This window comes from Polaribacter sp., from assembly GCF_965656025.1.
GTDB lineage: Bacteria > Bacteroidota > Bacteroidia > Flavobacteriales > Flavobacteriaceae > Polaribacter.
In genome coordinates this window covers 4,373-15,339 of record NZ_CBFHJT010000050.1, presented here as the reverse complement: position 1 = coordinate 15,339, position 10,967 = coordinate 4,373, and the positions used below count along the sequence as shown (strand labels likewise).

The window sequence follows — 10,967 nt, the reverse complement described above, 5'->3', positions numbered from 1 at the left end:
AATGCGTAAGCAAGGTTTAGGGGGTAATTACATTGCTATTGCAAGTAAAAACGGATTAGTTGCAGGCCCGAATAACGTAGCTTACGGAACTGCAAAAGCAGCCCAACAACATATGGTACGTTTATTAGCTGCAGAATTAGCAAAAGATAAAATTAGAGTAAATACAGTAAACCCTGATGGTGTTATTGTTGGAAGCAAAATTTGGGAAGGTGCTTGGGCAGAAGGTAGAGCAAAAGCAAACGGAATTACTGTTGAAGAATTACCAGCATTTTATGCAAAACGAAACTTATTGAACGAAATAATTAGACCAGAAGATATTGCAAATGGTGTATTTTCTTTAGTAGGAATTTTAGATAAATCTACAGGAAACATAATTAATGTAGATGGTGGAATGGCAAATGCATTTGTAAGGTAATTAAAAAATCAACCTTACATTTACATATAAAACTTCCATAGAGAATGTAAAATTTATGGAAGTTTTTATTTAAAACAATATTTTATGAAACTAAGCAAACAACATATAGAAGACGATAATAAAAAAAATCTTGCTTCACAAAATAAAAATTTTAACTTCTTAGCAGATTCATTAGCTTCTAATGGTATTGATGTCCAGGAAATTGTAACAAAATTATCAGAATTTCAAGTAGCCATTCCAAGTTGGGCTCTAGGTGCAGGAGGTACTCGTTTTGGGCGTTTTGGGTTTTATGGAGAGCCATCAACTTTAGAACAAAAAATAGAAGATGTTGGTATTTTACATGCATTAACACAAACTGCAGGAGCTGTTTCGTTGCATATTCCTTGGGATATTCCATCAGATTATACTGCAATTAAAGAAAAAGCAGATGCTTTAAATATAAAGTTTGATGCTGTAAACTCTAACACATTTCAAAATCAAAAAAATGCTAAAGAGAGTTATAAATACGGTTCTTTAAGCAATACAAGTAAGACAGTTCGTGAGCAAGCAATTCAACACAATATTGATGTTATTAAAATTGGAGAAAAGCTAGGGTCTAAAGCGTTAACAGTTTGGTTGGCAGATGGCTCTTGTTTTCCTGGGCAAAATAATTTTCAAACGGCATTGCAAAACACTCAAGACAGTTTAAAAGATATCTATAAAGATTTGCCAAATGATTGGAAAATGTTAATAGAATACAAACCTTATGAACCTAACTTTTATTCTACTGTAATCCAAGATTGGGGAACATCATTTATGTTAGCAAATGAATGTGGCGAAAAAGCATTTTCTTTAGTAGATTTAGGCCATCATTTGCCAAATAGCAACATAGAGCAAATTGTATCAATTTTAATGTTAAAAGGTAAATTAGGTGGTTTTCATTTTAACGATAGCAAATATGGAGATGATGATTTAACCGTTGGTAGCATTAAACCTTACGCATTATTCTTAATTTTTAATGAGCTAGTTTACGGAATGCAAAACAACCCTCAAAATCCAGATTTAGCGTGGATGATTGATGCAAGTCACAATGTAAAAGATCCTTTAGAAGATTTAATTCAGTCTTTAGAAGCAATCCAAGAAGCTTATGCAAAAGCATTATTAGTAGACCAAAAAGCATTAAAAGCAGCGCAGTTAGAAAACGATGTTGTAAAATGCCAAGAAATTTTACAAGGTGCTTATAGAACAGATGTAAGACCACTTTTGGCTGCTGCAAGGCTACAAACTGGTGGCGCAATTAGTCCAATACAAAGTTATAGAAATTTAGCAGTAAGAGATGGTTTAATTAAAGAAAGAGGTAAAAATACTGTAGCAACAGGATTGTAAAATTAAAACCATGAAACAAAAAGTTACTGCCGTTTTTGATATCGGGAAAACTAATAAAAAGTTTTTTCTCTTTGATAAAAATTACAAAGAAGTTTACAGAGAATATGCTTCTTTTGATGAAATTAAGGATGAGGATGGTTATCCAACAGAGAATTTAAAAGCTTTACAAACATGGTTAAAAAAACTTTTTAATAAAATTATAAAAAGTGAAGAGTTTACAATAAAAGCAATTAACTTTTCTACATACGGAGCAAGTTTTGTTCATATTGATGAAAATGGAAACCCGTTGACACCTTTGTATAATTATACGAAAGAAATTAATAAAGATATCGTTGATGATTTTTATAAAAAATATGGGCCTGAATTAGAAATTACAAGAACAACAGGTTCACCAAAATCTGGACTTTTAAACTCTGGAATGCAATTGTATTGGATAAAACATACCAAACCAGAAATATTTAAAAAGATTAAATACTCCTTGCATTTACCACAATATTTAAGCTTTATTTTTACAGGAATTCCTTTTAGCGAATATACAAGTATAGGCTGCCATACATCTTTATGGAATTATGAAACCAAAGATTATCATAATTGGGTTTACCAAGAAGAAATTCATAAAATACTGCCGCCAATTGTTTCTACAGAAACCAGTATAAATATGAATTACAATGGCAAAAGAATTAAAATTGGTGTTGGTATTCATGATAGTTCATCAGCTTTATTACCTTATGTAAGAAGCATTAAAAAACCTTTTGTTTTAGTTTCTACAGGTACTTGGTCTATTGCTTTAAATCCTTTTTCTGATGTTCCTTTAACGGAAGAAGAAACCAAAAATGGTTGCATCAATTATATGAGAATTAATGGCAAACCTGTAAAATCATCAAGGTTATTTTTAGGAAACGAATATAAGCTACAAGTAAAAGAATTATCAGAAAAATTTAAAGTAGACAAAGACTACCACAAAACTGTAGAATTTGATTATGATGCATATTTTGAAATTATAAAAGAATTTGATTATTGTTTTAGGTGGAAATCTTTTTCAGATAAAAATATGCCCGAAAAAACTAAATATTATTACAACAATTTCGAGCAAGCATATCATCAATTAATGATTGAGTTGGTTCAGTTACAAGTAAAAAGTATTAAGAGAATTGCAGATACCGCAGAAATAGATCGTTTATATGTAGACGGCGGATTCACAGATAATGACCTATATATTAAATTGTTGTCTCATTATTTAAGAGGTATGAAGTTGAGAACAACCAAGGCTTCTCTAGGCTCTGCCCTTGGTGCTGCAATTTCTATATCAGACACAAAATTAAATTCAAAATTCTTAAAAAAGAATTATTCTTTACAAAAACATGTTCCTTTTATTATCAAATAAAAATGTATGGAAATTATAATAGATCCGCGTTATCCGTCGGTAGATGATTTACGCAATAAAGCAAGAAAAAAAATCCCAAAATTTGCTTTCGAGTATTTAGATGGTGGTTGTAACGAAGATGTAAATCTCATCAGAAATACATCAGAATTAAGAGAGGTACAGTTGAAACCAAATTACTTGAGAAATCATGGAGGTTCATCAACAAAAACTAAATTATTTGGTATCGAGTACGATGCTCCTTTTGGTATTGCACCAGTTGGTTTACAGGGATTAATGTGGCCAAACTCGCCAGAAATTTTAGCAAAAGCTGCTTTTGATCATAATATTCCTTTTATTTTAAGTACAGTAACTACCACAAACATAGAAAGAGCGGCAGAACTAACAGAAGGTAAAGCTTGGTTTCAGTTATATCATCCAACAGAAAATAGTTTGAGAGATGACATTATAAAAAGAGCAGAGGCTGCAGAATGCCCTGTTTTGGTTATTTTGTGTGACGTACCAACGTTTGGAATTAGACCAAGAGATATTAGAAATGGTTTGGCAATGCCTCCTAAAATGAACATCTCTAACATCTTACAAGCATTTGGAAGACCACATTGGAGTTTACAAACCTTAAAACACGGTATACCAAACTTTGCAAATTTATTGCCCTATATGCCCAAAGATTTAGATTTAAAGCAATTGGGTAAATTTATGGATGAAACATTTTCTGGTCGATTAAATGAAGAAAAAATTAAACCAATTCGAGATATGTGGAAAGGAAAATTGGTTTTAAAAGGTGTAGCATCTCATTATGATGCAGAACAAGCAATTCGTTTAGGTTTAGACGGAATTATTGTATCTAATCACGGTGGAAGACAACTAGATGCTGGAGAATCTACCATTAAACCATTAACAACCATTGCAGAAAAATATGGTGACCAAATAGAAGTAATGATGGATAGTGGAATTCGTTCTGGTGTTGATGCCGCAAGAGCATTAGCTTCTGGGGCAAAATTTACTTTTATGGGCAGATCTTTTATGTATGGTGTTTCTGCTTTAGGAAAAAATGGCGGAAATCATACCATATCATTATTAAAAACAGAATTACAACAAGTGATGGAACAAATTTGCTGCGAACGTGTTGAAGATTTTCCAAATCATTTAATAAAATAAAAACAATCAAAAACATTATGAGTCAAGTTAGCATAGAGTCAGATCAAATAGAGGAAGTTGCTGGTGGTGAATTTGAAAGAGAACCTGTCCCAAAATCAAAGTTAAAAGGTTGGGGAAGTTTTCTTGGCATGTATGCAGGTGAACATGCTGCAGGTACAGAATTTATGATTGGTCCACTTTTTTTAACAGCTGGTGTAAGTGCTTTTGATTTAATAATTGGTTTATTATTAGGTAATTTATTAGCAGTACTTTCTTGGCGATTTTTAACTGCAGAAATTGCTGTTAAAAACAGATTGACGCTTTACTTTCAACTAGAAAAAATTTGTGGTAAAAAACTAGTAACCGCATACAATTTAGCAAACGGAATCTTATTTTGCTTTTTAGCAGGTTCTATGATTACAGTTTCTGCAACTGCGGTTGGAATTCCTTTTGATATGGAGATGCCAAAGTTAGATGATACATTACCAAATGGAGTCACTTGGATTGTTATTGTAATAATAATTGGTGCCGTAATTTCTTTAATTGCTTCTAAAGGATATGATACGGTTTCTAAAGCCGCAAACTGGATGTCTCCAGTAATTGTTTTAGCCTTTTTAGCTTGTGGTATTGTTGCATTAAATCAATTAGACGTAACTAGTTTATCTGATTTTTGGAATATCTGGGGAGAAGGTTCAGAACCGTTTCCTGGTCAAATTAAATTTACATTTTGGCATGTAGTTATTTGGTCTTGGTTTGCAAATGGAGCAATGCATATTGGAATGTCTGATTTATCTGTTTTTAGATTTGCAAAAAAAGCAAGTTCTGGATGGACTACAGCTGCAGGAATGTATGTTGGGCATTATATGGCATGGATCGCTGCAGCATTATTGTATGCAGTATATTTAAAATCTCCAGAAGCATTAACTTTTTTAAATAATGGAGAAGCACCACCTGTAGCTCCCGGGCCTTTGGCAAATAATGCATTGGGTATTTTTGGAATTATTGCAGTTGTTTTAGCCGGTTGGACTACAGCAAATCCAACAATTTATAGAGCTGGTTTAGCTTTTCAAGCCATTATACCAAAAGCATCAACTTTTTGGGTAACAATTATTGCAGGTACAATTGCAACTATTGCTGGTTTATTTCCAGCATTTGCAATGAAACTACTTGGTTTTGTAGCTTTATATGGTTTTATTTTAGCACCTGTTGGTGCGGTAATAGTTTTTGAACATTTCTTTGCCGAAAAATTCGGAATTAAAAAAAACTACGCAGAGTTTGCAAGTATTAAAATAAATAATGCTGTACTATTTGCTTGGGCAATAAGTTTTGGATTGTTCTATTTTATTTCTCTTCAATTTGATGTGTTTTTGTCTTTTGTAACACTTCCTGCTTGGTTATTAAGTGGTGTATTGTTTTTAATTTTTAGTAAAATTATTCAAAATAAAAAATAAAGTATGTTGCATATAATAAAGAACATTTTTAACATTTTAGCCTTGTATTTATCTATTCCTTTTAAAATTTCAAAAGGGAAAAAGAATTGTGCAAAAAAGCAAATAAAAATTCTTTCTTTAAATATAAAAAAACAAATTTTAAGCAATCTATCATAGTAAATTCAGCAAGTTCTAAATCTGAAGTCGGTCATTTTCCAGAAAGAGCATCTTCAGATATAGCCCCTTTAAAAAAGCTATAAACACTGCTAATTCGAATGGAATTAATATTTTTAAAGCAGAAAAATAGTTTATTATAAATGCTTCGTTGCTTAAAACAATTTCAAAACATCTTTTAAAATAGGGTTGGTGTTATTTTTATTCCACAAAACAGATAATGTTGTTGTTTGCTTTATATTTTCTAACTCAATAAACTTTATCTTATAACCTCTTTTTTGCGCCAAAGATTTTGGAATTATTGAAACTCCAAAGTTATTTTCTACCAATTTAAAGATTGAACTTGAGTGAATGGTATTGTGTGAAACCAACGGTGAAAAACCACAATCATCGAAAATTTGCATCATTTTTTCATAATATGATGCGCTGTAATTAGCATCAAAAAGTATAAATTGTTCTTCTTTAAATTGATGTAAACTTATAAAATTTGCTGCATCAATTTTATGATTTTTAGGTAAAACCAAACAGAAATTTTCTTTTAAAATTGGTAAAATCTCTAAGTTTCTTGGTACTCTTTCTAAACGAACAAAACCAATATCCAAATTAAAAGAAATCAAATCTTCTATTTGTTTTTTATTGTCTAACTCTTTTAAATCAAACAAAATATCTGGATGATTTTTTTCAAACTGCAACAACAAATTCGGAATTACATCTTGCATTGCAGAACCTACATAACCGATTTTTAACTCACCTTTTTTACCATCTTCTAACAATTTAGCGTTTTCTAAAGTATGTGAAAGTGAATTAAGTTGAATGGTAAATTCTTTTTTTAAATATTCACCAACCTTAGTTAAAACAACCTTTCTATTATGTCTTTCAAATAAAACAACACCCAATTCCTCCTCTAAAAACTTGATCTGCTTACTTAAACCTGGTTGAGAAATAAATAGTTTTTCCGCGGCTTTTCTAAAATGCAACTCTTCAGCTACTGCCAAAAAATACTTTAAATGTCTAAATTCTATTTGATAACTCATAGTTATTATTTAAGGTAATAAATAGTATTAATTAGTATCAAAAGTAACAATAACTTTGTAGAAAACTAACAATTCTAAAAAAATGATGTTTAAATACGGAATAGACAAACTTACCTTACACAAAGTGATAGAAATTGCAAACGGTAAGTTAAAAGCAGTTATAGATACCAAAGCTAAAGGAAACATCAATTTATCTAGAAAAAAAGTTGAAGCCATCATTAAAAGCAACAAGGTTGTATATGGCATAAATACAGGGTTTGGTCCTTTGTGTGATGTTAAAATTTCAGAAAAAGAAACCAATCTTCTTCAAAAAAATCTATTAATAACACACGCAGTAGGTGTAGGTGAAAATATTGATAAAAATCTTTCTAAAATAATGATGATTTGCAAGGTACATGCGTTATGTCAAGGGTATTCTGGTGTACGTCTAAAGCTAATTGAGCGCATTGTATATTTTATTGAAAACGACTTATTACCCACGGTTCCAAAACAAGGTTCTGTTGGGGCTTCTGGAGATTTAGCACCTCTTTCTCACTTATTTTTACCCTTAATTGGTGAAGGCGAATTTTGGATTGACAAACAGATTGTACCTGCAAAACAAATTCTTAAACAACATAAGTTAAAACCTTTAGAATTACATGCTAAAGAAGGTTTAGGTTTGATAAACGGGACCCAATTTATTTTAGCTCATACAATTATTGGCTTAAAAAAAATGAGCTATTTGCTAAATTTAGCAGATGTTTCTGGAGCAATGAGTATAGAAGGCTATAAAGGAAGTAAATCTCCATTTAAGGAAGAATTACATAAAATTAGACCTTTTAAGGGAAGTTTAAAAGTTGCTAAAAGAATGCGTATGCTTTTTAAAGATTCGCAAAATATTACCTCTCATATAGATTGCGAACGCGTGCAAGATCCTTACTCTATGCGTTGCATACCTCAAGTGCATGGTGCATCTAGAAACGCTTTTTATCACCTAAAAGAATTGGCAGAAATAGAAATGAACGCGGTTACAGACAACCCAATTATTTTAAGTGAAACCGAGGCAATTTCTGGTGGAAATTTTCACGGACAACCCTTAGCGATGGCTTTAGATTATGCTTCTATTGCTGCTGCAGAGTTAGGAAATATTGCAGACAGACGTTGCTACTTATTATTGGAAGGTAAATATGGTTTACCAAGATTATTAACTCAAAGTGGTGGATTAAATTCTGGTTTTATGATTCCACAATACACAACTGCTGCTTTGGTAACAGAAAATAAATCCTTGTGCTTCCCTCCTTCTGCAGATAGCATTCCAACTTCTTTAGGACAAGAAGATCATGTTTCAATGGGAAGTATTTCAGGAAGACAGTTCAATGAAATTTTAGGTAATTTAGAAAAAATACTAGCCATAGAGTTGCTCTATGCTACTCAAGCTTTAGAGTTTAGAAGACCAAATACTTTTTCTACAATTATTGAAGAAAACTTTAAAATTATTAGAAAAAAAGTAGATAAGTTAGAAGATGATAGGCTTTTAAAAGAGGATATAAATGCCTTGATAAAACTCGTAAAAACACAAAAGTTAATTGTAAAATATACATAAAAATGGATTTTAAAGCACAAATTTTACAAGGAATTCCAAGTAAACTTCCTGCAAGAAAAGAATATCCAAAGGATGCAAATAGAGCTCCAAAAAGGAAAGACATTTTATCTGTTGAAGAAAAAACACTAGCCATCAAAAATGCGTTACGTTATTTCCCTAAAGATTGGCATACAGAATTAGCAGAAGAGTTTGCTAATGAATTAAAAGAATTTGGTAGAATTTATATGTACAGATTCAAACCAAATTATAAAATACATGCAAGATCCATTACAGATTATCCTGCAAAAACCAAACAAGCTGCAGCCATTATGTTAATGATTCAAAACAACCTAAATCCAGATGTAGCTCAACATCCAGAAGAATTGATAACTTATGGCGGTAATGGTGCTGTTTTTCAAAACTGGGCTCAATATCTTTTGGTGATGCAATACTTAGCAAACATGACAGAAGAACAAACTTTGCATTTATATTCTGGGCATCCAATGGGTTTGTTTCCATCTTCTAAAAATGCACCTAGAGTTGTAGTTACAAACGGAATGACAATTCCCAACTATTCAAAACCAAATGACTGGGAAAAAATGAACGCTTTAGGAGTATCACAATATGGACAAATGACAGCTGGTTCCTTTATGTATATTGGTCCACAAGGTATTGTGCATGGAACTACAATTACAGTTATGAATGCTTTCAGAAAAATATTAAAGAAGGATGAAAAACCGAACGGAAAAATATTTTTAACTGCTGGTTTGGGTGGTATGAGTGGTGCACAGCCAAAAGCTGGAAACATTGCCGGTTGTATAACTATTTGTGCAGAAGTAAATAGAAAAGCAGCAACCAAAAGATACGAGCAAGGTTGGGTAGATCTTTTAATTGATGATATTGATGATTTGGTTGAAAGAACTTTAGCTGCTCAACAAAACAATGAAGTTATTTCAATAGCATTTATTGGAAACGTGGTAGATGTTTGGGAAAAATTTGATGAAGAAAATATTTTCATACATATTGGCTCAGATCAAACCTCTTTACACATTCCTTGGACAGGTGGCTATTATCCTACTGATATTAGTTATGAAGAAGCTACTATTTTAATCAAAGAAAACCCAACACTTTTTAAAGAAAAAGTACAAGAAACGTTAAGGAGACATGCAAGATCGATAAATAACCATACTAAAAAAGGAACGTACTTTTTCGACTATGGAAACGCTTTTTTACTAGAGGCATCAAGAGCTGGAGCAGATGTTATGGCAGAAAATAATATCGATTTTAAATATCCTTCCTACGTACAAGATATTTTAGGACCTATGTGTTTCGATTATGGTTTTGGTCCTTTTAGGTGGGTTTGTGCATCTGGTAAACAAGAAGATTTAGACAAAACCGATAAAATAGCTGCTGTTGTTTTACAAGAAATTATGCAAAATTCGCCAGCGGAAATTCAATTACAAATGCAAGATAACATCACTTGGATAGAAAATGCAAAATCGAATAAAATGGTGGTAGGTTCTAAAGCAAGAATTTTATATGCAGATGCTGAAGGGCGAGTAAAAATTGCTAAAGCTTTTAACAATGCTATAAAAAACGGAGAAATTGGCCCTGTTATTTTAGGTAGAGATCATCATGATGTTAGTGGTACAGACTCACCTTTTAGAGAAACTTCTAACATTTACGATGGCAGCAAATTTACTGCAGACATGGCCATACAGAATGTTATTGGAGATAGTTTTAGAGGCGCAACTTGGGTTTCCATTCACAATGGTGGTGGAGTTGGTTGGGGAGAAGTTATTAATGGTGGTTTTGGCATGTTGTTAGATGGAACTAAAGAAACAGAAAAAAAATTAAAGAGCATGTTATTTTATGATGTTAATAACGGAATTGCAAGAAGGAGTTGGGCAAGAAATGAGGAAGCTATTTTTGCCATTAAAAGAGAAATGAAAAGAACTCCAAATTTAAAAATTACTTTACCTAATTTAGTTGAAGAAACTATTTTAAAAGATTTATTTTAATGAAAGTACTTTTTAAAAATATCAAAGAATTAATTCAAGTTAGAGCACAAAACACTTCTTTTCTATCAGGAAAAGAAATGAGTGTTTTACCTACCATAAAAAATGCCTTCTTATTAATTGAAGATGAAATAATTGCAGATTATGGTAAAATGGAGAATTGCCCCAAAACAGATTGTAAAATAATTAATGCCACAGGAAAAATGATTTTACCATCTTGGTGCGATTCTCATACACACTTAGTTTTTGCCGGTAATAGAGAAGATGAATTTGTAAGCAGAATTAAAGGACTTTCTTACGAAGAAATAGCAAACAATGGGGGTGGTATTTTAAATTCTGCAAAAAAACTTCAGAATACTTCAGAGAAAGACTTGTACAATCAAAGTAAAGTTCGGTTAGAAAAAATTATACAACTTGGTACAGGTGCTGTAGAAATTAAATCTGGATATGGT

8 protein-coding genes and 1 pseudogene are annotated in these 10,967 nt (G+C 31.8%); 8 read left to right on the top strand and 1 reads right to left on the bottom strand.

What is annotated here, in order from left to right; genetic code table 11:
• From ACTG3S_RS10135 to ACTG3S_RS10115, 5 genes are all read left to right on the top strand, one after another.
• Window positions 1-415: SDR family oxidoreductase (locus ACTG3S_RS10135; RefSeq protein WP_439129241.1), on the top strand; the 415-nt coding region annotated here is incomplete at its 5' end.
• 84 nt (window positions 416-499) lie between these two features.
• Complete coding sequence (locus tag ACTG3S_RS10130; protein ID WP_439129240.1) at window positions 500-1,780, top strand: sugar isomerase; 1,281 nt, start codon at window positions 500-502, stop codon at window positions 1,778-1,780.
• Between the two features lie 10 nt (window positions 1,781-1,790).
• Window positions 1,791-3,164, top strand: coding sequence for an FGGY-family carbohydrate kinase (locus ACTG3S_RS10125; RefSeq protein WP_439129239.1), 1,374 nt, complete (start codon window positions 1,791-1,793; stop codon window positions 3,162-3,164).
• Between the two features lie 6 nt (window positions 3,165-3,170).
• The gene (locus ACTG3S_RS10120) at window positions 3,171-4,319 is read left to right on the top strand and encodes an alpha-hydroxy acid oxidase (RefSeq protein WP_439129238.1); all 1,149 of its coding nucleotides are present in this window, start codon (window positions 3,171-3,173) and stop codon (window positions 4,317-4,319) included.
• A 17-nt stretch (window positions 4,320-4,336) separates the two neighbouring features.
• Complete coding sequence (locus tag ACTG3S_RS10115; protein WP_439129237.1) at window positions 4,337-5,749, top strand: purine-cytosine permease family protein; 1,413 nt, start codon at window positions 4,337-4,339, stop codon at window positions 5,747-5,749.
• Window positions 5,750-6,057: 308 nt separating this feature from the next.
• Here ACTG3S_RS10115 and ACTG3S_RS10110 read toward each other — a convergent pair whose 3' ends face one another.
• Window positions 6,058-6,936 (bottom strand): LysR family transcriptional regulator, encoded by an 879-nt coding sequence (locus ACTG3S_RS10110; RefSeq protein WP_439129236.1) that lies wholly within the window; start codon window positions 6,934-6,936, stop codon window positions 6,058-6,060.
• Between the two features lie 85 nt (window positions 6,937-7,021).
• Here ACTG3S_RS10110 and hutH point away from each other — a divergent pair, with 85 nt between their 5' ends.
• From hutH to ACTG3S_RS10095, 3 genes and pseudogenes are all read left to right on the top strand, one after another.
• On the top strand, window positions 7,022-8,518 hold the full coding sequence (gene hutH / locus ACTG3S_RS10105; RefSeq protein WP_439129248.1) for a histidine ammonia-lyase: 1,497 nt from the start codon (window positions 7,022-7,024) through the stop codon (window positions 8,516-8,518).
• Window positions 8,519-8,520: 2 nt separating this feature from the next.
• Window positions 8,521-10,518: a urocanate hydratase gene (locus ACTG3S_RS10100; protein WP_439129235.1), complete on the top strand. Its 1,998-nt coding sequence runs from the start codon at window positions 8,521-8,523 to the stop codon at window positions 10,516-10,518.
• Window positions 10,518-10,967 (top strand): annotated as a pseudogene (locus ACTG3S_RS10095) (imidazolonepropionase); the annotation flags it as partial. The gene ACTG3S_RS10100 and the pseudogene ACTG3S_RS10095, both read left to right, overlap by 1 nt.

Excerpts from the sequence above, each read along its gene's own strand:
- ACTG3S_RS10110 (WP_439129236.1), bottom strand. The coding sequence starts at position 6,936 with ATGAGTTATCAAATAGAATTTAGACATTTAAAGTATTTTTTGGCAGTA.
- hutH (WP_439129248.1), top strand. The coding sequence starts at position 7,022 with ATGTTTAAATACGGAATAGACAAACTTACCTTACACAAAGTGATAGAA.
- ACTG3S_RS10120 (WP_439129238.1), top strand. The coding sequence starts at position 3,171 with ATGGAAATTATAATAGATCCGCGTTATCCGTCGGTAGATGATTTACGC.
- ACTG3S_RS10125 (WP_439129239.1), top strand. The coding sequence starts at position 1,791 with ATGAAACAAAAAGTTACTGCCGTTTTTGATATCGGGAAAACTAATAAA.
- ACTG3S_RS10115 (WP_439129237.1), top strand. The coding sequence starts at position 4,337 with ATGAGTCAAGTTAGCATAGAGTCAGATCAAATAGAGGAAGTTGCTGGT.
- ACTG3S_RS10100 (WP_439129235.1), top strand. The coding sequence starts at position 8,521 with ATGGATTTTAAAGCACAAATTTTACAAGGAATTCCAAGTAAACTTCCT.
- ACTG3S_RS10130 (WP_439129240.1), top strand. The coding sequence starts at position 500 with ATGAAACTAAGCAAACAACATATAGAAGACGATAATAAAAAAAATCTT.